Raw genomic sequence first — 21,007 nt, 5'->3', positions numbered from 1 at the left:
TTATCTATCTCATTTCTATCCTGCACTCTCACATGTGTTTCAAAGTTTCCTGATGCATGCACTGTGCATAGCTGGAAATCAGCTCTTGGATATATCTGCCTTACCTCTTCCTCTATTCCAGGTAATCCGTCTGCTATGAACAGTAATGGTTCCTCAACACCTCTTTCATTTAGATCAATGAGAACATTCCTGTATGCAACATGATTCTCCACAGGATTCATGTAGAATCCAAGTATCTCATAATTACCAGATTCCCTTATACCCATTGCAAATATGACACATTCCTTTTCAACAGTATCCCTTCTCAGGGAGAAGGACATTGCATCCATGAAGACTGCAATGTATCTCTTACCAGGTGGCCCTAATTTCCATGTGTTGATTTATGAGATGGTTATGTCTGTGATCCTTTATATTGTTGACTTGCTGTACCTGTTATAAAAATGTTCTTAAAGTATTTCTAACATCTTCCTTGTGGATGCTTTCTTTGAGTACATGGATAAGAAAAGATCATCAATACCAGCATTCCTCTGGTATTTCTCAAATAGATCTGTCCGGAATTCATTATCTCGATCCCTTGGAATCTTCAGATCATTGATCTTTCCGAATATTGCCCCAGAACCCCTTCCATAATATCTATTCCTCGAGCCTTCATTCTCTTCAAGGGATGCATGAATCTTTACATTCATTATGGATTCTTTGAATTATTTCATCGTCTTCCTGACAATTTGCTATATCTTTTCATCAAACTCCTCCATTATTCATTGCCTCCTTTGGTTGTTCTTAAGAGGCATTCTTTTATGTTTCATGAAATTTTTCCATTGTTGATGGCTTTATTTCATTTGTTCTTACACAACGTTCGGGATACTATCGATATACAGAAGAAATAGCATGATATTCTACACACTTTACAGCTTCTGGTCAAAAGGAAGGAATAGAACTGGACGTTTCGTAATTTCCTCAGCAGACTCTATGGCCTGATGAAATGCAAATCTTCTCCTATCAGATGCGCTCCGTGTTCTTGGCGCTTTCTTTATGAACTCTAGCAAATCGTTAGCGTTTGCACGTTAAAATTCCCTGCCAAGCTCCGCTATGATAATTTTCGAGGTGGGTTCAGTCATCATTTAGTGAGAGCAGATTTTTATATACAGTTCCAGAGCCTTTTGATGATCTAAAATAATTCATAAAAAGCGTATATCAAAATATAAATATATTTGGCATTCATACAAACATATGACTGGTAATCAAACCTTGGAGTCAGTATTTGTCAACGATGAATATCGTATATATGTTCACGGCCCGGTAATTGGGTTCGGTCCGATGGGTCGCTACAACAGGATCAACGACGAAATAATTTTCGAGAACACAGACAAAGTACCTGTTGCCACGGTAAGAAGCACAGATCCTAGGACAAAACACCTTGAAAAGAACATAGCACTCTTTACGCCTGATGGAAGTGTCATACTTTCCATGGGTATTACCAGTACCTATGGTTTTTTACCTAAGGTTCATTTTTATGTGAATGATGAGAATGGCAAGGAATATGCAACAGTCAAGTTTGACAGTCACCAGATGGCGTCAGTAATTTCTGACAATAATTTAACGGTTCATGCCTCATCCTTCGGTCATTTGAAATCATTTAACAGTGGCGCGAATTTTTTTTCTAACGATGAAGTGATTGCAACAGTTGCTTTAAATAAAACTGGAGTTACCACTTTTGACGGATATCTTTTGAAGATTAATCGGATGGACTTGATCAAATATCTTATACCATGCGTGATTGTGTACCTTCAGACTTATGGCTTACCATCTACTGGCCAGTGAAATAAAGACTGAAACAAAGGCAAAGAGGGAGATTAAAATAATGGATATACCAATCCCGACGAATGACTAAAGAATAAATAACAAGAAAAAATCTCCATCGGCGGATAGGTGGCAGAGAGGTCATGCGTGGGACTGCAGATCCCATTTACTAGGGTTCAAATCCCTACCTATCCTCTGGGTTTTGATTTCAAAAATATTCAAATACTTCCTTTCTATATATATCTCATGCATCCGAAGACAAGGCACAGGAAGCTTTTAGAGAATGTGAAAGTCAGAAGATGGTATGAAAATCTGGAGGCAAAATCCACTGTAACTGCAGGGGTTTATTTAAGAAATCTTGGCTTATGGCTTGAATATCTGAATAAGGATCCAGATAGCCTCATTGAATTTGTGAAAAGCGATTTTGAGGAATTTAAAGGGCAGGTCTCTGATCAGATAAGGAAGATGGAGCGGGAAGGAATTCATGGAGCTTCCATCTCCACATCAATAAAGCCTATGATATCATTCCTTAAATTTCATAATATCGTCGTGAGACTCAATCTGAACATAAAGAATGAAAACAGGAATCTCAATGCTGAAAAGGAGACAATACCTGAAAAATATCAGTTGAGATCAATCCTTCTCAAAGCCACAAAGAGGGAAAGGGTTGCTATATCGTTAATGGCTTTCTCTGGACTGAGGCCTGAGGTTCTGGGAAACGAAGATGGGACAGATGGACTGAGACTTGGTGATATCCCAGACCTCACATGGAATGGAGATTTTGATATCAGGGTTCCAGCAAGAATTGATGTGAGGGCGGAGTTATCGAAGACAAGACTTCCATATTTCACATTCCTGGGAAAGGAGGGATGTGATTATTTGCTTGACTATCTAAGAAGCAGAAAAAATAACGGGGAGAATCTGACCCCCCAGTCCCCTGTCATACTCCCTGAGAATGAGAAATCATATCGGGAAAATCCATCTGAGTTCCTGAGGACAAATCTAATCGGAAGGAGGATAAAGAAGGCAATTAGCAAGGCTGAATTTGAATGGCGACCTTATATCTTCAGGGCCTATTTTGGAACGAATCTGGATAGTGCAGAGGCTAAGGGTCTTATCTCGCATCCTCAGAGGCAATTCATAATGGGGCATAAGGGCGATATTGAGGAGGCATACACAAAGAGGAGATCAGAAGTTAAGGTCGATGAGATCAGGGATGCTTATGCAAAATGCCTCCCATTCTTGGAAACCGAAAAGAAAGAAGTCTCAGAGGATGATCTGGAGAAGAAATTCAGAAAACAACTACTACTGATGGCAGGGTTCACAGAGGAAGAAATTAAAGAAAAAAACATGCTGACCATGACCGCAGAGGAGATTACAAAATTAGCCCGTGAGAAACTGTTCGGTGCAATCAGCAGGGTGAACATACAGGATCAGATCAAAAAGGACAGGGAGGAGATGACTAAGACCCATAAGCAAAAAGTAGTGCCTATTGATCTTGTAGAAGAATATATAAATAACGGGTTTGTTGTAAAAATGGCACTGGGGAATGACAAGGCTATTGTTGAACTGCCTTAGTTTTTTCAGTTATTATTTCCTCAATTTTTCTCCACAGTAGTAATATTTCGTCATCCTTACATTCATTTTCCTGTGCTATTTTGACCATATTAATGAATTCTTCATTGTCATGATACCATTTGTTATGAAGGTAGTCATCGTAGGCTTCCTCATACTCCTTCAATCTCCATGATGTAAAATCGGGGTCAGGTTGCATGTCTGTTCTCTCATAGACCCAATAGCCGTCACTGCCTTTAAATTTCCTGAACTCTGGCATTTTGTCTATGTAGCGATCCTGAAACCTGTTCAGCTGGTATTTAAGATGGAATTTTTTATTTACCGCATTTACAAGTTCGTATTCGGGTATTACGCATGTATCGAAGCATTGAGTGTAATAAAGAATGAAATCCCTGACTTTATTATAATTCCTCACAGATAATGATCTAATAAAACTATTTAAGCATTTAATCTGTATTTAATATTCATTCAATCGAATAAAATCATACTTTTTCCTTTCGGTGTTATATTTACCATCTTATGAATTAATAGTTGGGATTAGAATGGAAATGGATCTGAAGGCCCTAAAATTTAAAAGAAAATTGAGCAGAAGCAGAGAGAACTCTGCCATATCAGTGGCAGTACCGAAACTTTTTTTGGAACTCATGAAGGCTGAAAACTGCGAGTATGTGTTGGTCAGCATAGAGGATCAGGATCATTTAAGAATGGAGGTAGTGAGGAAATGATCGACCTGACCCCACTCAGAGAAATTGCCAGGAACGACCCTGAACTCAGGAGGATCATTGAGGCGGAGCCGATGCAGATAAGTGAGCAGGAGTTCATTTCAAAATTAGGTTTGTTATGGAATTTGGCAAAGGAGGTTAAAAAATGAATAAAGAAGGAGACACTGGAAAGCTTCAGGTAAATAAGAACACAGAACTATTTAAGCATTCCGAAAAACCACTCAGATACAGCCAGGACAGTTTTGTTAAGGAGCTGATCGGCAAGAGAATACGTATCTGCCTCACAAATAATGAGATTTTTGAAGGCAATCTTAAGCAATTAGGGATGTATGATATTCTCATGTCTGTGGCGATTCAGGAAAAAATAATCATCTCAGGAAAGGAGATGATCAGGGATAGCCAGAAAGACAGGATTTTCATGAAATCTGCTATAATTTGGATTGAGGTGACCCAATGAAACCCATCTGTCCGAAGTGTGGTAAGAAATCTCTGACATTTTATATCAGAGGACAGAACAGGCAATACATCCCTTCAGGATATTATTGTTCAGGATGCGAATCAATAGTGAAGCCTATGAAATCGGATCCACCGAAGGTATTTAGGATGGACATCAGGGATTATCTCAATGAAACAAACGAAAAATTCGATCTGATTTTAGCGGATCCGCCATGGACTTATAACACTGAAGCAACCCGGGAATCTGACAGGATATCGAACCACTACCATCAGATGACCACTCAGGAAATCTGTGATTTGCCTGTTAATAATATAATATCAAAAGATGCCTATCTGTTATTGTGGGTAACATCTCCGAAATTGGAAGAAGGTATGAGAGTTATCAGAGATTGGGGTTTTAGGTATGTCACTCAGATGGTATGGGACAAAGAGTTAATGGGCCTAGGCCACGTTGTTAGGCAACAACATGAAATCCTACTTATCGGCAGAAAAGGAAAGGTAAAGCAATCCATGAAGTTCCGATCAGTCATCCGTGAGAAGAGGACGGATCACTCACGGAAACCTGAAAAATCCTACGAAATAATCAATGCGATGTTCCCAGAAGCAAAGAAGATCGAACTGTTCGCACGATGGGTTTATCCAGGATGGACAGGAGTAGGAGATCAAGCTGAACCGAAACCCGATCATGGAATGCATGCAAAAATTCCAAAAAAGTGCATGCAAAATTTTGAAGTCGAGGTGATCTGAGATGACTGAACAATTCATGCTCAGAAGAGATAGAACATCAGAGATTTCTAAGGTGGAGGGGGGATGATTATGGAAGATGAGGAAATCTGTAAAAAACACAAAATACCCATGGTAAAAGAAGAATTTCCTGTGGAAATTCCTATCTACAACGATATGGGTGAAATAATCGGCAGTGAGGAAAAAATAGCAATCAGTTTCTTCTGCCGAGAATGTGAGTATGAAAAGAATTATCCATCGATTGACCCCCTTGACATGATGGATGAAGGAAGCGAAGCCTCCATCGAAATCAGCAGGAGAATATCCCAGTACAAAACAGCCCATCCAGACTTCAGACCTAAACAGGGATGGAATTTGATACGGGATATCATGGAATATCTCAAGAGCACAGATGCAGACGTTAACCCCAAGAAGTCCATGGCACTGTACCTGATATCCTCTGCACTCCATAACTGCCATTCAGCGAACAGCAAGGGTTCAATCAGGCCCAATTTGGGCTTCTGGTGGTCTGATCCATCGGGTGTGGGCAAAACTCCCATAAATGTTGCCGGAGTGGATGCATTTATTCCCACAGTATTCAAGGACTATCAGAGATTCGAAACAGGGACAGCGAAGGGGATAAGGAAGTCCATTGCAAAACTGTTCAGACCCCATGATGAGAACCGGTATCCTGTCCTGTTCACATGGGATGAAGCTCAGGACATTCTCTCCATGCTGAAACAGGATGCATTGGCTGATATCTATTCATTCTTCAATCAACTCCTGGATAACAGAATACAGAGATATACCACAGTGGCAAGGGGAGATGAAAGATATCCTCTGCTTTACACAACCATATGGATATCTGGCGTCCCCGAGATGCTGGAAAAAAGCAATAAAAACTTCTGGTTCGATGGCGCAGGAACACGGTTCCTGTTCGTAAAATCCAGGAACAACATAATACAGAGTATCAACAGGGAAGGGACATCCACAGAACACATGGATGCAATTGCAGACAAACTGAAGGAACTTCAGAAGATAAAATACGTGGAATACACAGACGGATACCTGGAGGCCTACAACCAATACAGAATGGACATACTGCAGAAGATTGCAAAAGTCCAGATGGACATTTCGGCATCCCAGGAAATTGAAAACTTCCCAATACTTTCAAAAGTAAAGTATCCTGTGCTTGTGTGGAAACTTGCAATAATACATGCGGCATCAAGAGGGAATTTCGATGGAGAACTTCTGGTCATGGACGGTGAAGATCTGGAAGAAGCAAAGAAGGATCTGGAGGAATACAATGTTAACATGCTGGATCAATTCAACTACTGGCTGGAGAAGTAAACGAAGGACGAAGAAATAAAAAGTTCACAGAGGATAATACATAAATTCAAGAAGCACATCGAAACTATATTGAAAAACGAGAAAAACAGGTATGAGCTGGTTAAAAAAATTGACAGTAAGGGTGATGTCCAATATACTGCAGAATTATCACCCAAGGGCTTATGGATCCAGGATCCAGTGCTACAGAGATACGCCAACATGATCGCAAAGTCATACAGGGATGCGATTGAGACTCTTGTAGGTCAAGGGTACCTGATTACGCAGGAGGCCGTATATAAGAAAGATGAGAAAAAGTCCGTGTACTCTAGTACAACATTCTATAAGTGGAAGGATCAAAATTAGTAAAATTAGAAAAATTAGTAAAATTAAAAAAATTAGTATTTTATTTATATGAAACTATTACACTATTCTACACTGACAAATTTTCTTATTTCTCTAATTTTCGAATTTTTCGAATTTTCTAACGGGCGGTTCAATGCAAGCCATGGGATCTGGAACAAACCTTGATCCTCTTCTGGAGCCTTATTTTCCCTATTTTCTGACGCTTCCATGTGTCTGTTCCAGATCTAGCGCTATTTAAGATGAGTCTGAAAAAAAAATTTTTTTTAAAATTTAAAAAAAATAGCGCAAGATATGGAACAACGTGCTGCCATATCACAGAAATAGGGAAATTAAAGGTTTTCTGGCACTTAGAAGTCTGTTCCAGATCTATTTTGTTTCGATCGTTTCATGGTTAACGGTCTTTAATACAAAGCAGAGGACAATCAAACCTTCTAATCTGGAACATGGCGCATGAAGACGTATTCAGATTTGAATGAAACCATAATACGTAAATTACCCCAAAAATGGATAGCCATCAATCGTTTTAAAATTGTTGAGGAATAAAATACAAAAAATTTCTAAAAAATTAGGCCTCCCTAAGAATAACTTTTCAATCTTGAATGTAAAATTTATACCTAAATGCAAGATAACCTTACTATGACTGAGAATACAAATAAAGGGGAAAAAAAGGAAAAAACGGAGTTTATGGAAGAATTCAAAAATTCCTTAGAAAATGAATTTAAAAAGTCAAATGAAGATAATTATAATGTTTACCTGCACAAAAATTTAAGATACAAACTTTCGTTTGAACCTGATGAGGATAAGAGAGGTGACAATTCTTTCCAAATCGATGTTCTTATTCTAGACAGAAATGAGATTCCATTGCTTGCCATTGAAATAAAGACTTATGATGAAGACACCCCAACAACTCATGATATTTTGGTATATTCTACGAAGGCACACAGGCATAAGGTTGTATACCCCTGGCTTAGATATGGACTTATTTGGTCTAATAGAAAACCAGTAACAGGAAAATTATTCAAAAATAATGAATTTTTAGATTTCTTTGGAGGAATTTCAAAGGAGGATATAACTTCAAAGGATGAGAGGTGGGAAAGATTTGTAGATTTAATTCTTCGACAACTTAGATTCGCCAATAGGCTGAGGGATTTATTTACAGAAAAGGATGAGGAGAAGTTGAGTTTTTATAGTTCAGAATGCTTATTTATAAATGAAAATGTGTAGTCTTAATAATGTCATTGTAAACCTGTAAATAATAAATCCTGAAATAACTACTCTGTACTTGAGATTACATCTGACATACAGTATTACGATGAAATGATGAAGATAGCGCATGCATATTGAATTATGCAACACGCCATATAGGTTCTTTATTCATTTTTTCCTGTGATCTCAATCATAACACTCTGTCGATGGTCTGGTAATGGAAGTCTGATCATTCGAATACTCACAGAGTTCAGCCATATTGTGTCTGGATACCGCGCTAATTTAGAAATTCCTCTAGACGCTTGAATTTGTCAGGAAACGAATCAAGTATCGATCTAAATAAAGACACCTCGTTGTGGAAGTTGTAGAGAGACTTATCTATTTCTATGAATCTCCCTTCTTCTCTGAATTTCCTGGGGATCCTCAGTCTCAGGTATGACCATTCGTATGTGGTAAAGTCCCTGCCGTCGAAATGCTCAAAGTCTAAGAATTTCTCATATAATTCTACTATGGGTATCTCAACAAATCTTGGTATGGGCAAGGCGATGGAATAGATCAGTGATACTTCTATTCCATTATTTGCCAGAGTCAGCAGCTTCTGAAGCTGTCCACTTTCAAATTCTATCCTATAGTCCACTTTTGGCCCGAATTGGCTCTTGACCTCACTTACGATAAGCCGATGATCTTGAATTCTGATGAGCTCAATGCCATTAGAAGAAACTAGTTCTGAAACTGCAAGCAGATTTATCCTTTTCTGGAATGTATCCTTGCTATCCTTAGGGGAAAAAGACTTCTTTATTGAAGCCCGATAGCCCTGATCAGATAAATCGTTCTTGCTTTTTTTAATCTCCATCACCCAATTTTTCAGTCTTTCTTTGTCTATCCCCAGGATACTTATCAAGGAATCTAACTGCTTCATATCTTCATCACATAGGTCCATGCCCCATTCAAAAGCGTGAGAATGGGCATGATATATCGTGAAAATCCCATTTGAACTGAAATGTTTTCCTATCAAATTCTCCATGTAAAAGCCAAAGGGTTGTCTGAATTTCTGCTTTAAGGTTTTATCCATTGATGAATGATCTGCTTTTAGAAAATAAATATTGCGTGGAACGGATGGATTCCCACTCTTGTCTGCGATGATGGAGTTCTGATGGAACCGGCGGAGCATATCTTGTTCCAATTGTCTGAATATTGATGAGAGTAGAACCACCAATGTAAATATGATGGAAAGTCTGATGGAATTGTTGATGGATTAAGTGATGGGTATCGATCGAATGAATTTCTCTGGAATATCATTAAGAAACGTTGCATTAAAGACGTCTGATACGATTAAATATTGAATAGATATACATAAGTATGGATTGCTTTAACAATCTGGGGGAGGGGGTAAAACTGACAAGGAAATTACTGGAGCTTATGGGGATTTTAGGAATTAAACCAGAAGAGGTTTCCGATTCCATTGTCAGAGACGAAGATGATTCAATAATTTTTAACAGAAACTTCGACAAAAGGCTCAGACTTCAAAAAGTCGTTTTCCTTATTGAACATAAAACTAAGGATTTCAATTATCCGTTCTCACTCTACCTTAGGGGGCCTTATTCAAAGGAGCTTGCTAAGGAATATTATAGTATAAATGACTACGCTTATTCTGAATCAGATGAACTGATGTCAGAAGAGGGTAAAGGATTAGCAAAGAATCTTTCCGAGAAAGATAATCTTTGGTTGGAAATAGCGTCAACGATAGTTATGTTCTCTCATTCTTACAAAATAGAAGATGCTGTGAAAAGGACCAAGGAATTTAAAAGCTCTGTTCTGAGTAATTTGAATAAGCCCGAAGATTATGTTGATTCTGTATATGAAGAGATCAGGGAAATGAATTTGCTTTAGTTAATGAAATAGCAATGTCAAATACTGTAATTTATCATCTTGACGCCAATTTTCTTCTAAGTTATCTGATTCCTGACAATAAAGATTTACATGGAGTAGTTAGGAAAAAAATAGAGAGAAAAAACTGGTATAACGATGTGTATAAGATGAGTAAATACGCACTTGGAGAAGTATTCAACCGTGTGCTTAATTATTCTTACTCCAATTCTATTACATGGGATTCTGTCAATAAAAATATGGTTATGATCAAGGATTTGATAAATCAAAATAAGTTAGTTACGTTTGATCTCGACCATGCTGGGAAAGATTGGCGGTTACATTTCGATGAACTCATGAAAATAAAAGATTCACTCGTGCAGACTGCGGATAGGTTTGTTCTAGCTCTCTTTTGTGGGGATCAGGAAGCTAAGAAGTTTTACACCTTCGATTCTCATATTGTCGAATCAAAGGATATAAACAGCTACATTGAAGGATTGAGCAAAAGAATAGAAGAAATACAGTGAAAAACACTTAATTTATCTCAAATTGACGGATAATTTATGGGTCAATCATTATACAATGAAGCCATAGGTTTATTGTCTTCTGCTATGTTAGTAAGGGATTACAGAAGCGACGCAAGGATCGGCATTAAGGCACTGGAAATACTTGGCAGGAACAATAAATGGGGCGATGAAGATGTAAGAAATGCTCTAAGACAGGCTTACATAGAAGTTGAAGGCGAAACCCTTAGAAACCTCGGAGATAGGGATCTGTTGATACTCGCATCGCTGATAAAGAATCAGGATACCAACAAGGCTTACGCTGAAGTATCCAATAACGATAATATACTTCTCAAAGGAATGAGCAAATCAACATTCTTTCAGAGCGTAAACTATTTACAGAACCTTGGATTAATCTCATTGATAAAGAAAAAGATTGGCAGATATTATACTATGGAATCACAAATATTATTATCAGATGAATCAATAGTATCTGCGGAACTAAGAAAGAGGCTATAAAATAAGAGGTGGAATAACGGCATGAGAGACTTCGGAATTTATTGGAAGAATAAACGTGAAGAGGTGGAGAGAATTGAATTACCATTTCAGAAGATCGAATCTATAAATCTTCCGAGGTCCAACATCGGAACACTGGCTCAATTTAGGAATAATTCTGAAAGTAGTGAATGGAAAAACAAGTTAATCTGGGGAGACAACAAATATGTAATGGCTTCCTTGTTACCAGAATTCAGAGGTAAAATTAAATTGATATACGCTGATCCCCCATTTTTTACAGGCACAAATATGAACATAACTCTAGAAGTTGGAGATGAAGGTGCAGTGAAGGAACCTTCAGCCATAGAAGAAATAGCGTATAGAAACATGTGGAAAGAGGGGCCGAGTTCCTTCTTTCAATATATGTATGATCGTTTCGTATTGATGAAGGATTTACTTTCAGATGATGGTTCTATATGGGTGAGGTTTGACTATCATTATTCACACTATATTAAAGCTATACTGGATGAAATATTTGGATATGAGAATTTTAAAAATGAAATAATTGTAAACAGAACAAAGAAAATTTTTGAAGGAATAAATAGGTTTGCGACTGCGACCGATTCATTATTTTTCTATTCTAAAGCAGACTCATTCACGTTTAATGGATATAAGAAAGAGCGTAATGAGCAAAAGTGGATACAAATGCACTCTCCAGGAATAAGGTGGTCAGAGATATCTGGAAAATTTGTAGGAAAAATAAGTAAAGAGAATATCAAATTTGAAAATGGAAAGCAATTAACAAGGGCGAGAATCATATTAGGTAAGGAAATGCTCCCTCCAGAAGGGAGACACTGGACATTCACTCAGGAACGGCTTGAACAATACGAAAAAGAGGGAAGAATAAGAATTAACAATGGTAGACCTGAATATCTTACTTCTAAGGAAGAAATTGTAGATTCAAACTGGACTGATATTCCTGGTTATTCTTTTAGCACCGGATATCCTACTGAAAATGCTGAGCAGTTGCTTGAAAGAGTAATTTTGTCTGCCTCGAATCACGAAGATATAGTCGCTGATTTCTTCGCTGGTTCTGGAACAATAGCAGCTGTTGCTGAGAAACTTGGAAGGAGATGGATTGTAGCAGACATAGGAAGATTTTCCATTCATACCATTAGAAAGAGATTGTTAGACATACCTAATTGTAGACCATTTGAGGTCCTTAACCTTGGAAAGTATGAAAGAAAATACTGGATGAACCAGAACCTAGGTTCAGCCTATAGAAATTACATTGATTTTATCCTTCAACTTTACAAAGCGAAGCCATTGTATGATTACAAAAATATTCACGGAATAATCTCAGGCAGAGCTGTTCATGTTGGGCCAATCGATTACCCAGTTACAAAGACTGAAGTAGAGGAATGTTTAAAGGAAGCAAAGGTGAATGGTTTTGATTCTTTAGATGTCTTGGGATGGGACTTCGAAATGGAATTCAATGATAAAACATTAAAAGAGTTAAAAGAGGCCTACAATTTCGGCATCTCATTGAGAATAATTCCCAACGAAGTAATGGATAAGAGAGCTGTTGATGCTGGAGATATAGATTTCTTTGAACATGCTTTTCTTGATGTCAGCTTGTCTGTTAAGGAGAGGAAGGTCAGGGTCAAATTGGAGAACTTCATCATCCCAAATCCAGAATCAATTCCCGAAGAACTTAGAGATAAGATGCTGAAATGGAGCGATTTCATCGATTACTGGAGTGTAGATTGGAATTATAGAGGTGATACATTCCATAATGAATGGCAAGAATTTAGAACGAAGAAAAAAAAGGACCTACAGACACAATCCATTGAACATACTTACGATGAACCGGGAATCTATAAAATAGTGGTCAAGGTAATAGACGTTTTTGGGAATGATACTACAACTGTAAGGGAGGTGAGAATAAAGTGAACCCATTCGATGAGCCAGAAGTGAGAGTTGAGTCTACAGCACCACTAGTGGAAGCTCTGCGTCAGGAGGTAAGAGCGTGGAGGGAATCTGGCTATGATGGCGTATCTAATACAACAATGCGTCTATTGCAATTTTGGTTCGAAGAAGAGCACAAGATAAACGGGGAAAACTTCAGGTTTTATTTTGCCCAAAGAGAGGCTATTGAGACTCTTATCTACGTTTACGAAGTTAAGGGATTTACTAAGATGAGCGATCTGATACTTAACTACGATAAAACCAAAAAGATTGCATACAATCCTAATGAATATCTGTTCCCTAAATACTGTTTTAAGATGGCTACCGGTTCTGGAAAGACCTATGTAATGGCCCTAGCCATTGTCTGGTCATATTTCAATAATATCATTGAGGGAAACAAACAATTTCCAAAGAATTTCCTGATACTTGCACCAAATATTGCAGTATATGAGAGACTTGCCGAAGATTTTTCGTCCGGAAAGATCTTTGACACCGGTGTTCTAATACCGGATGAATTCCAATATCTCTGGGATCTGGACTGTGTTACTGAAGACTACGTTCCAGCTAGAAGTTCCAAAGGTCGAGTTTATTTGACTAACATACAGAAAGTCTATGAAAGAGAAGATCCACCAGTCAATCCAATTCAGGAAATAATAGGTAAAAAACCGTCGGATACGATTCGATATTATGATCAGATCATTTCCGAACTTAAGTCAATAGACACTCTTGGGATAATAAATGATGAAGCGCACCACGTTTGGGATAAGGATCTCGTCTGGAATCAGTTTATCCTTAAGTGTAATAGTATACTTAAAGAGAGAGGAAATGCGTTGTCATTTCAACTAGATTTTACTGCCACTCCTAAAAGACAGGATACGGGTAGTGTTTTTGAGTGGGTGATTTCAGATTTTCCATTGGCAGATGCCATAAGATGTGGCATTGTAAAATCACCCATAATCGGAGAATTAGAAAATCCTCACGAAACACCGTCGGATAAGGCAGATGTTATTTACAGAGATTATATTGAAGGTGGTTGCAGACGTTGGTCCAAATATAACGAGGCAATGCAAAAAGTAGGTAAACAGCCTGTTATTTTTTTCATGGCTACTAAAACATCAGAGGCAGAAGACATATACAATTATCTTCAAACAAAGCCAGAATTCAAAGGAAGAACTTTGATTATACACACCAATCTCAAGGGGGAAATAAGTGATAAAGAATGGCAAAAACTGAAGCAAGATACAAGAGATATTGACAAGACAAACAAATATAGGGCTATTGTGAGCGTCTTAATGTTAAGAGAGGGCTGGGATGTGAAAAACGTCTGTGTGATTGTTGGTCTAAGGCCATTCACTTCTAAGGCGGAAATATTACCTGAACAGGCTGTTGGAAGAGGTCTCAGACTTATGTTTGGGCCAGAATCTGGATATGAAGAGACCCTAGATATATTTGGAACACAGGCATTCGAGGATTTTATCGAGAATGAGATGAAAAAACAAGGAGTTGATATAAAAAGATACAAAGAAAGAGATTTACCCACTGTCATAAATATTTTTCCAGATACGTTAAGAAAAATTGAGTATAATTTCGCAATCCCACTTTTGTCGCCTAAGTATAAGAGAGAGAATAGATCTTTCAACGAAATTGATATATCTACGTTGCCTCAGGGAAGGTTTGACCTCGATTTGAAGGTTTACACGAATATAAAAAGAGCGGTAGGAAGAGATGCCCTAACTGAGAAGGAAAGATGGCGCGATAGATGGGAGCAACCAATCCCAGAAAATTATCAATCGGTAATATCGTACTTGACAAATATAATACTTAGAGCTTGTAAGATTCCTTCTAGAAACAGTGAACTAGTTGGGAAATTAGATGAATACATTAGTAAGAAATTATTTACCACAAATATTACACAGGAAATTAAGGATGACTATAGATTTTTGCAAGCACTGAGTGAACCGAAGGTAGTAGATTTCTTAACAGAGCTTTTTGTGAAGGTGATAAATAAGTTAACGATACTCTCTACAGAGGTTAAACTGGAATCTACTACCAAGGAGGTAAGGGACATTAGGCCATCACTTACTAGAAAGAAGACTTACAGTCCTAAGAAATGCATCCTTAATCTAGTTCCAGTAGCTAATGAGTTTGAATATGACTTCTGTAAATTTTTAGATGATGCAAGAGACGTAAAGAAATATATAAAGAATGACAACAACTTAAATTTCTATCTTGAATATGTGAATGAAAAGAAAGGCCTTTCATACTATATACCAGATTTTCTTGTAATATCAGATTCTGAAAATTATATCATCGAAACAAAAGGAGAAGAATCTGTGGAAGTGAAAAACAAAGATAAAAGAGCTAAGGAATGGTGTGAAGACGCAACACAGCTAACAGGTACTAAATGGACCTATCTTAAAGTTCCTGAGCATATATTTAGAAACAACCAAGGAGTAAAAAGGTTGAAGAAATTAGAAGATATTGTTAGATCCTACGAAAGTGTTCAACAGATATAAAATTACTCCCTTTGTATGCTCATGCTCAATTTCACCCCGACTTCGCTCCGCTCAGCCACCCCTCTTTGAGCCTTCGCTATTTACTATGTGCCCTCCGTTCGCCTGCACGCCGAGCACAGGACCCCATGTTTCGCCTCCAATCAAAATTCACCCCGTCTTGCTTACGCAATCCACCCCTCTTTTGATTTACGGCTCGCACTCTTTCTCCGAAAGAGCCCCTTCTTCGCTTCGCTCATCCGGGGTGGTGTCCTGTGCTCGCCGCTCGTGGTGTATGTGTGGTGCTACACACCATCGCTTCGCTTGGTGTTCCACACTACCAACCGCTAACGCTTACACCAATTGGTCCTTCTTCGCAGGACTTTTGGCTCGCTCCGGGCACATTATTCTCTCCTGCGGAATGCTATTTAGGGAAATGGCCTAAGGGGGTGTTTGACCGCACAATGCCGTTTCGCATAGTGCGGAATTTTCATATTATTATAATTCATCTATATTGGAAATAAATCCAGTATGAACAAGTAAAAGGAAGATTTTTAAAGCAATAAAAAATCAAGTTTTATGTCATTGCAAAGTAAAGATGATTTTCAGCTTGTTATGCAAGAAAATTTGTTTCATGAAAAACGTAGAGAGTTATTGAAAGAAATACAGAGCCAAATAAGTGAAAGATTAGGACAAAATATCTCTGTAGCTTCATATATTGCCAATACTTCAAATCCTGCCTTAGGGCCAGTTACTATGATGAGCCTTTCCCACATTATGCATTTTGAAGATATAGTCAAGACAGCTAAAAGCGAAGACCGAAAAAAAATTGTTTTGATTCTAGAAACCTACGGTGGTGAGTCAGATTTTCCTGAAGAGGCATTAAAGCGAATAAAAACATATTTCGATGAATTTTATGTTGTAGCGGTAAACATTTGCAAATCTGCTGGAACATTATTATCTCTTTTATCTAACAAAATTATTGCAATTAAGACCGCAAGTTTTGGTCCAGTAGACCCTCAGTTGTTGATATCTGGTCCTCAAGGAAATCAATCTATAGCAGCTAGAAGTGTAAAGGAAACTATCGAAACCACAATACAAGATTTTGTCGATCATAAAATTAAGAATGTCCCTCAACAGTTTAAACCTGGATTAATAGCAGCTATCCTGGCGTCACAAAACTATCTTCTTTATCAAAATTCGTTAGATGCACTAGCCCAGACAGAGAAAGTTATCGACAAATATATCAAACCAAGAACAAAAATTGATGTGAATAAGCTGAAACAAGAACTTCTGTCAACTCCTTTTTCACATTCTCAAAGCGTTTCTATTGACGATCTCAGTAAAATGGGCATAGATACACTTTCACTAGAGCCAAACGATAATTTAGCGAGACTCATCATAGAATATCACAGAAGGGCTATGAGATCCTTAATAATGGAGGTTCAGGGCTTAAATACTGTTGGAACTATAATCTTTGAAAATGAAAATAGAAGTTTACAACTTAACGCAGTTCTTCAAACGGCAAATAAACGTTAATTACCAGTTTCTAACTATTTCGAATCTAATAACCGGCTCAGATGTGAATCCTGGCATAATCTTATTTTGATTTGAGATTATAGTTCGAAGCGTAGCATCAAGCATGTCACCATTTAAATTTTTCTCTTTTTTTACAACCATAAATCTACATTAACTAAATGGAGATAAATTTTTTCATTTCATCTACCAAATGTCTATAGCATTTTGAGAAGTTTAAATTTCCATCTTGTTCACCAAAGATTGCATTGCATTCACTTAAAACTTTAATCAAATCCCGACCTTTCCATTCCAGCTTTATTTGAACAGTTTTAGACTGCGCTCCATAAAGATCTCAAAATATCTATCCAATTTTATTTGAAAAAGTTGATTAATCGCTTGTATCTGTAAGCATTAAACGTTCCAAAAACCAGGAAATATAGCAATCATCGTAATTTAGTTCCTTAACATTTCAGAGTTTTAGTATTAAACTCTGAAAAATGAAAACTGCCAATAATGAATATTATATGGATATGGAAATTATACAGATAAAAAGAACACATCACGGGTATTCCTCATATTCAGAGTTTGGCAATTCAAAGTCTGAACATCATATAATCCCACCCTCATTACGTAGGATATAAGGCAAAAATTTTCAAAATTCGAATTTTCAAAAACCGTATTATTTTCAAATCCAATCTTCTGGAAATCCCGAAAATCCCTGTATTTTTCCGTATTATTTTTCATATTATTTTCGTATTATTTTCGTATTATTGCGTATTATTTTGTGATCTGATCGATTGGGGAAGTAGAAAATATCCGTATTATTTCGTATTATTTTGAAAAGATTTAATTACTTATCTTTAATAATTATGTCTATGTCAGTTTCCAATAGGATTCAAGATATTAGGGAACCTGTAACTTTTAAATTGTTGAAATCTACAAAAGATTTTATCAAAAGTAATGCAGAAGAAAGAGAAATAACCCAGAGTGAGTTTGTAGAATTCGCCATAGAATCATTCAGAAATTCTTCAAACATAGAGATAGATAAGAATGCGAGCAATTATAACAAAGATAAATCGAACCCTTCTTTCCTGATGACCACAAAGGCAACGAATGAAGAAATATATGATTACCTGAGAGACAACCCACAGGCATGCAGATTCATTTATAAGAAGTATAAGGAGAACCAGGATTTCATAAAAGAACTGTGTGATCCTGAAAATCCTCTCTATCTGAAAGATGTTGCTGACAACCTCATGGAACTGTATCAGATTTCAGAGATGAAAGAAAATCTGGAACAGATAAGAAGTGAGATTAAAAAATACAGCATCGATCTTGATCGATTGAAACAGGAGATACGGGAAAATGAAAAGGAATATGATGAGCTGGAATCAGAGCTCAGGACAAAGAAGAAAGAACTGGAAGACATGAGCAAAGAGTCTGCAAACATCAGATCGGATCCTGGACTTGAGAAAATAAATGACCTCCTGTACAGGTTAAAGCTGATAATAGATGTCATGAAAAAAGTTCTTTTGGCCACGTTGACATGACGGTGTCAGCGTGAGAGTCGGAGAGGCAGTCGTCTTGTCTCTTGGCCTGCGAGGCCGCGTTATAGATTGACTGCCCTTCGTCTCGACATAATACCCTGAAAGAAGGGTGAATAGAAGGCTGTCGAAATATCTCCGACTTTAGACTCTCACCAACCACTTGGAGGTGGTCAGAATACTGATTGGAATGGATGTACATAAACGTAGTGTATACATAACTGAAATGGAAGAAAACGGTGATGTGAAGGAACAGTATGAGATTGCTAACAGTGAATCAGCATGGTCTGAATTCAGGGACAGATACTCCAATGGGAATGAGATAGCACTTGAGGTTTCCACATCTGGAAAGTATGTTGCCAGGAAGCTCAGGGACATGAATTTATCCATACATCTGGCAGATCCTTCAAAACTAAAGCTGATATTCAACACGGGAAAGAAGAATGATCGTGAGGATTCATACAAGCTTGCAAAGCTTCTGAGACTTGACGAGTTGCCTGAAGTCCATATCCCATCCAGATACTCTGATGATCTGAGATCACTTGTAAGGTACAGAAGATCACTTGGAGAGATCATAACCACTCTGAAGAACAGGGTTCATGCCATTCTTGCATCTGCAGGCATCAGCATCGATGCAACTGACATATTTGGTAAGAAGGGAATGAAATGCATCCTCAAATCTGTGAATAAGCTTTCCAAGGCTCAGAGTTTCGTCATCAGTGATCTCATGGATCAGATAACATACCTGATGAAGAAGGAATCCACTGTGGAGGATGAAATATCCAGATATGTCATCAGTGACAGGAATGTGAAGCTCATAATGACAATCCCCGGTATTGGTATATATTCATCAGTTGCAATCATGTCAGAAATCGATGATATATCCAGATTCGAAACGAAGGAGAAACTTGCCTCCTATGCGGGACTTGTACCAAGGCAGAACCAGTCAGGATCATCAGATATAAGAGGACACATAACCAAACACGGTCCGTCAATACTCAGATTCATACTTGTGAATGCGGCACACAGTGTTATAAAATATTCAGAGAGGATGAAGAGAAAATACCTCAATCTCGTGAAGAGGCTTGGAAAGAACCGTGCAATAGTTGCAATAGCCCGCATACTCACAGAGACCATACATACAATGCTCAAAAATGGCACAGAGTTCATTGATCGGATCGATGCACTGACGGAAAGGAAGATGATCGCCATGAGATCAAGGGCAGCAAAACCATCATCCATCCGCACAATAGAAGATAGCCTGAATGAACTCAGGAATGTTAAGAAGGAGAGGCGAAAGAGAAACAGCACCGAAGGAAAAATAAATAAATCGGATGCAATTACATGAATGTCATTGAACTTTTTTCATAGAAGACACAATGGAAAACAAGGCGGAGAAGTCTCAGAAGGAACATCTCTTCAATCCAGATATAACCCTCACAATAAGTGCTGATCAGAAAGACACACTGAAAAGACTGAGTGGGGAAATAGATGATCTGAAGGTATATCTGGCATCAAATGACTTCCTTTCAAATGACTATCTGGATGAACAAAGGAAAAAAATAAGGGAGCTGATAGAGAAGGAGAAGGAACAGACTAAGAAGGAAGTTGATCTTGTAAAGGAGATGAACCCTGTGAACAGGATTAAGAAAATAACTGAGGGCATCAACCTTGTTTTGAATCAGCTGGATCAGGGAGATGATGTGGGGGGAATAATAACATTCCGAAAAACGGGCATAGGGATCATAAAGGGCAACCTCATGGTAGTGCAGAGGCATGCGGAGAACATGGAGAGTCAGTTCCGAAATCTGAAAAATGAAGAGAAGAGTCGAAAGGTCCTGGGGGTTTTGAAATGAAGCGCTACAGCATGGATTATGAAGGCGGGAAATGTCCCGTAGGGTACGAGTACGTGTCTGGATATCTAGATCAGAAGACAGGGAAGTGGGTTGATAGCTATTGCAGAAAATTAAAGAAAGTGAGGTATCATGGGGAACCTTAGTGTGAAATGGGAATTGAGGAAAAGGGGATATCTGGTGGGGAAGGGTGATCGCTACTGTACTATCTGCCACAGGCAAATAGGAAATACAAATCACTTCAGGAAGCATAGAGAGATCATGAGGGAAATAATGGGTGAGGCCGAAAATGAACACAACTAAAATATTCTTGAAATTAACTGTTTTATTGGGATTGATCCTGATCCTTGCATACATGTATCGTGTGCAGGAGCACATACCTGCCATCATGATTCCTGCATATCAGACCATGATCAATTTCCTGGAATTACTGTTACTGCTGGGAATTATCGTAACGGTAGCATTCACAGTCATTGATTTCTATGACATTGATGACCGATTCGAAATCAAGAGGCTGTGATTATCTAATACGAATATTTTTGTAATCAAAAACCATAGGATACCTACCTATCCTTTGTTCTAAAGTTTTAAGTT

23 protein-coding genes, 1 tRNA gene and 1 pseudogene are annotated in these 21,007 nt (G+C 37.9%); 21 read left to right on the top strand and 4 right to left on the bottom strand.

Annotated elements, in window-relative coordinates; all coding sequences use genetic code 11:
- Positions 1 to 686, bottom strand: a pseudogene (locus tag ACNF4Z_RS06880) (IS256 family transposase); the annotation flags it as partial.
- A gap of 544 nt (positions 687 to 1,230) precedes the next feature.
- On the opposite strand from ACNF4Z_RS06880, the gene ACNF4Z_RS06875 reads away from it, so the two are divergent.
- The 3 genes from ACNF4Z_RS06875 (at position 1,231) to ACNF4Z_RS06865 (ending at position 3,378) form a co-directional block, all read left to right on the top strand.
- Positions 1,231 to 1,821, top strand: coding sequence for a hypothetical protein (locus ACNF4Z_RS06875; protein ID WP_458328501.1), 591 nt, complete (start codon positions 1,231 to 1,233; stop codon positions 1,819 to 1,821).
- Positions 1,822 to 1,923: 102 nt separating this feature from the next.
- Positions 1,924 to 1,995, top strand: a tRNA-Cys gene (locus ACNF4Z_RS06870).
- A gap of 51 nt (positions 1,996 to 2,046) precedes the next feature.
- Complete coding sequence (locus ACNF4Z_RS06865) at positions 2,047 to 3,378, top strand: site-specific integrase (protein ID WP_458328500.1); 1,332 nt, start codon at positions 2,047 to 2,049, stop codon at positions 3,376 to 3,378.
- Here the strand turns inward: ACNF4Z_RS06865 and ACNF4Z_RS06860 are convergent.
- Positions 3,359 to 3,790, bottom strand: a complete 432-nt coding sequence (locus tag ACNF4Z_RS06860; RefSeq protein ID WP_458328499.1) for a hypothetical protein — start codon at positions 3,788 to 3,790, stop codon at positions 3,359 to 3,361. The two genes, ACNF4Z_RS06865 and ACNF4Z_RS06860, sit on opposite strands and share 20 nt — an antisense overlap.
- A gap of 133 nt (positions 3,791 to 3,923) precedes the next feature.
- On the opposite strand from ACNF4Z_RS06860, the gene ACNF4Z_RS06855 reads away from it, so the two are divergent.
- From ACNF4Z_RS06855 to ACNF4Z_RS06825, 7 genes are all read left to right on the top strand, one after another.
- Positions 3,924 to 4,100, top strand: coding sequence for a hypothetical protein (locus ACNF4Z_RS06855; RefSeq protein WP_458328498.1), 177 nt, complete (start codon positions 3,924 to 3,926; stop codon positions 4,098 to 4,100).
- The gene (locus tag ACNF4Z_RS06850; RefSeq protein WP_458328497.1) at positions 4,097 to 4,246 is read left to right on the top strand and encodes a hypothetical protein; all 150 of its coding nucleotides are present in this window, start codon (positions 4,097 to 4,099) and stop codon (positions 4,244 to 4,246) included. The genes ACNF4Z_RS06855 and ACNF4Z_RS06850 overlap by 4 nt, the downstream gene beginning before the upstream one ends.
- Positions 4,243 to 4,554: a hypothetical protein gene (locus ACNF4Z_RS06845; protein ID WP_458328496.1), complete on the top strand. Its 312-nt coding sequence runs from the start codon at positions 4,243 to 4,245 to the stop codon at positions 4,552 to 4,554. Before ACNF4Z_RS06850 ends, ACNF4Z_RS06845 begins: the two co-directional genes overlap by 4 nt.
- Complete coding sequence (locus ACNF4Z_RS06840) at positions 4,551 to 5,300, top strand: MT-A70 family methyltransferase (RefSeq protein ID WP_458328495.1); 750 nt, start codon at positions 4,551 to 4,553, stop codon at positions 5,298 to 5,300. Before ACNF4Z_RS06845 ends, ACNF4Z_RS06840 begins: the two co-directional genes overlap by 4 nt.
- 69 nt (positions 5,301 to 5,369) lie before the next feature.
- A complete protein-coding gene (locus ACNF4Z_RS06835) occupies positions 5,370 to 6,626 on the top strand; it encodes a hypothetical protein (protein ID WP_458328494.1) in 1,257 nt (418 codons plus the stop codon).
- A gap of 69 nt (positions 6,627 to 6,695) precedes the next feature.
- Positions 6,696 to 6,968 carry a hypothetical protein gene (locus ACNF4Z_RS06830; RefSeq protein ID WP_458328493.1) on the top strand — a complete coding sequence of 91 codons (273 nt, stop codon included), beginning with the start codon at positions 6,696 to 6,698 and terminating at the stop codon, positions 6,966 to 6,968.
- A gap of 684 nt (positions 6,969 to 7,652) precedes the next feature.
- Entirely contained in the window at positions 7,653 to 8,192 is a 540-nt protein-coding gene (locus tag ACNF4Z_RS06825; RefSeq protein ID WP_458328492.1) for a hypothetical protein, read from the top strand.
- Positions 8,193 to 8,451: 259 nt separating this feature from the next.
- Here the strand turns inward: ACNF4Z_RS06825 and ACNF4Z_RS06820 are convergent, their stop codons facing one another.
- On the bottom strand, positions 8,452 to 9,345 hold the full coding sequence (locus ACNF4Z_RS06820) for a hypothetical protein (protein ID WP_458328491.1): 894 nt from the start codon (positions 9,343 to 9,345) through the stop codon (positions 8,452 to 8,454).
- A gap of 188 nt (positions 9,346 to 9,533) precedes the next feature.
- Between ACNF4Z_RS06820 and ACNF4Z_RS06815 the strand changes: the two genes are divergently transcribed.
- The 6 genes from ACNF4Z_RS06815 to ACNF4Z_RS06790 all read left to right on the top strand — a co-directional run bounded on the left by ACNF4Z_RS06815 (position 9,534) and on the right by ACNF4Z_RS06790 (position 17,037).
- Complete coding sequence (locus tag ACNF4Z_RS06815; RefSeq protein ID WP_458328490.1) at positions 9,534 to 10,064, top strand: hypothetical protein; 531 nt, start codon at positions 9,534 to 9,536, stop codon at positions 10,062 to 10,064.
- A gap of 14 nt (positions 10,065 to 10,078) precedes the next feature.
- Positions 10,079 to 10,567 (top strand): hypothetical protein, encoded by a 489-nt coding sequence (locus ACNF4Z_RS06810; protein ID WP_458328489.1) that lies wholly within the window; start codon positions 10,079 to 10,081, stop codon positions 10,565 to 10,567.
- Positions 10,568 to 10,603: 36 nt separating this feature from the next.
- Entirely contained in the window at positions 10,604 to 11,062 is a 459-nt protein-coding gene (locus ACNF4Z_RS06805) for a hypothetical protein (RefSeq protein ID WP_458328488.1), read from the top strand.
- Between the two features lie 21 nt (positions 11,063 to 11,083).
- Positions 11,084 to 12,991, top strand: a complete 1,908-nt coding sequence (locus ACNF4Z_RS06800; protein WP_458328487.1) for a DNA methyltransferase — start codon at positions 11,084 to 11,086, stop codon at positions 12,989 to 12,991.
- A gap of 116 nt (positions 12,992 to 13,107) precedes the next feature.
- Complete coding sequence (locus tag ACNF4Z_RS06795) at positions 13,108 to 15,522, top strand: DEAD/DEAH box helicase (protein WP_458328486.1); 2,415 nt, start codon at positions 13,108 to 13,110, stop codon at positions 15,520 to 15,522.
- A gap of 555 nt (positions 15,523 to 16,077) precedes the next feature.
- Entirely contained in the window at positions 16,078 to 17,037 is a 960-nt protein-coding gene (locus tag ACNF4Z_RS06790) for a hypothetical protein (protein ID WP_458328485.1), read from the top strand.
- On the opposite strand, the gene ACNF4Z_RS06785 is transcribed toward ACNF4Z_RS06790, so the two are convergent.
- Positions 17,038 to 17,178: a hypothetical protein gene (locus ACNF4Z_RS06785; protein ID WP_458328484.1), complete on the bottom strand. Its 141-nt coding sequence runs from the start codon at positions 17,176 to 17,178 to the stop codon at positions 17,038 to 17,040.
- Positions 17,179 to 17,891: 713 nt separating this feature from the next.
- On the opposite strand from ACNF4Z_RS06785, the gene ACNF4Z_RS06780 reads away from it, so the two are divergent.
- The 5 genes from ACNF4Z_RS06780 (at position 17,892) to ACNF4Z_RS06760 (ending at position 20,933) form a co-directional block, all read left to right on the top strand.
- The gene (locus tag ACNF4Z_RS06780) at positions 17,892 to 18,566 is read left to right on the top strand and encodes a coiled-coil domain-containing protein (protein ID WP_458328483.1); all 675 of its coding nucleotides are present in this window, start codon (positions 17,892 to 17,894) and stop codon (positions 18,564 to 18,566) included.
- 184 nt (positions 18,567 to 18,750) lie between these two features.
- Complete coding sequence (locus ACNF4Z_RS06775; protein WP_458328502.1) at positions 18,751 to 19,908, top strand: IS110 family RNA-guided transposase; 1,158 nt, start codon at positions 18,751 to 18,753, stop codon at positions 19,906 to 19,908.
- Between the two features lie 31 nt (positions 19,909 to 19,939).
- Entirely contained in the window at positions 19,940 to 20,416 is a 477-nt protein-coding gene (locus ACNF4Z_RS06770) for a hypothetical protein (RefSeq protein WP_458328482.1), read from the top strand.
- A 129-nt stretch (positions 20,417 to 20,545) separates the two neighbouring features.
- A complete protein-coding gene (locus ACNF4Z_RS06765) occupies positions 20,546 to 20,716 on the top strand; it encodes a hypothetical protein (protein WP_458328481.1) in 171 nt (56 codons plus the stop codon).
- Positions 20,691 to 20,933, top strand: coding sequence for a hypothetical protein (locus ACNF4Z_RS06760; RefSeq protein WP_458328480.1), 243 nt, complete (start codon positions 20,691 to 20,693; stop codon positions 20,931 to 20,933). Before ACNF4Z_RS06765 ends, ACNF4Z_RS06760 begins: the two co-directional genes overlap by 26 nt.
- Positions 20,934 to 21,007: the final 74 nt, after the last annotated feature.

Origin of the sequence: Caldiplasma sukawensis (assembly GCF_052315375.1) — an archaeon.
Taxonomy (GTDB): Archaea; Thermoplasmatota; Thermoplasmata; order Thermoplasmatales; family Thermoplasmataceae; genus Cuniculiplasma.
Note: the sequence above shows the minus strand (reverse complement) of the source record. Positions and strands in the feature narration are given on the sequence as shown.

Excerpts from the sequence above, each read along its gene's own strand:
- ACNF4Z_RS06875 (WP_458328501.1), top strand. The coding sequence starts at position 1,231 with ATGACTGGTAATCAAACCTTGGAGTCAGTATTTGTCAACGATGAATAT.
- ACNF4Z_RS06865 (WP_458328500.1), top strand. The coding sequence starts at position 2,047 with ATGCATCCGAAGACAAGGCACAGGAAGCTTTTAGAGAATGTGAAAGTC.
- ACNF4Z_RS06855 (WP_458328498.1), top strand. The coding sequence starts at position 3,924 with ATGGATCTGAAGGCCCTAAAATTTAAAAGAAAATTGAGCAGAAGCAGA.
- ACNF4Z_RS06850 (WP_458328497.1), top strand. The coding sequence starts at position 4,097 with ATGATCGACCTGACCCCACTCAGAGAAATTGCCAGGAACGACCCTGAA.
- ACNF4Z_RS06845 (WP_458328496.1), top strand. The coding sequence starts at position 4,243 with ATGAATAAAGAAGGAGACACTGGAAAGCTTCAGGTAAATAAGAACACA.
- ACNF4Z_RS06840 (WP_458328495.1), top strand. The coding sequence starts at position 4,551 with ATGAAACCCATCTGTCCGAAGTGTGGTAAGAAATCTCTGACATTTTAT.
- ACNF4Z_RS06835 (WP_458328494.1), top strand. The coding sequence starts at position 5,370 with ATGGAAGATGAGGAAATCTGTAAAAAACACAAAATACCCATGGTAAAA.
- ACNF4Z_RS06825 (WP_458328492.1), top strand. The coding sequence starts at position 7,653 with ATGGAAGAATTCAAAAATTCCTTAGAAAATGAATTTAAAAAGTCAAAT.
- ACNF4Z_RS06820 (WP_458328491.1), bottom strand. The coding sequence starts at position 9,345 with ATGCTCCGCCGGTTCCATCAGAACTCCATCATCGCAGACAAGAGTGGG.
- ACNF4Z_RS06815 (WP_458328490.1), top strand. The coding sequence starts at position 9,534 with ATGGATTGCTTTAACAATCTGGGGGAGGGGGTAAAACTGACAAGGAAA.
- ACNF4Z_RS06810 (WP_458328489.1), top strand. The coding sequence starts at position 10,079 with ATGTCAAATACTGTAATTTATCATCTTGACGCCAATTTTCTTCTAAGT.
- ACNF4Z_RS06805 (WP_458328488.1), top strand. The coding sequence starts at position 10,604 with ATGGGTCAATCATTATACAATGAAGCCATAGGTTTATTGTCTTCTGCT.
- ACNF4Z_RS06800 (WP_458328487.1), top strand. The coding sequence starts at position 11,084 with ATGAGAGACTTCGGAATTTATTGGAAGAATAAACGTGAAGAGGTGGAG.
- ACNF4Z_RS06795 (WP_458328486.1), top strand. The coding sequence starts at position 13,108 with ATGCGTCTATTGCAATTTTGGTTCGAAGAAGAGCACAAGATAAACGGG.
- ACNF4Z_RS06790 (WP_458328485.1), top strand. The coding sequence starts at position 16,078 with ATGTCATTGCAAAGTAAAGATGATTTTCAGCTTGTTATGCAAGAAAAT.
- ACNF4Z_RS06785 (WP_458328484.1), bottom strand. The coding sequence starts at position 17,178 with ATGGTTGTAAAAAAAGAGAAAAATTTAAATGGTGACATGCTTGATGCT.
- ACNF4Z_RS06780 (WP_458328483.1), top strand. The coding sequence starts at position 17,892 with ATGTCAGTTTCCAATAGGATTCAAGATATTAGGGAACCTGTAACTTTT.
- ACNF4Z_RS06775 (WP_458328502.1), top strand. The coding sequence starts at position 18,751 with ATGGATGTACATAAACGTAGTGTATACATAACTGAAATGGAAGAAAAC.
- ACNF4Z_RS06770 (WP_458328482.1), top strand. The coding sequence starts at position 19,940 with ATGGAAAACAAGGCGGAGAAGTCTCAGAAGGAACATCTCTTCAATCCA.
- ACNF4Z_RS06765 (WP_458328481.1), top strand. The coding sequence starts at position 20,546 with ATGGGGAACCTTAGTGTGAAATGGGAATTGAGGAAAAGGGGATATCTG.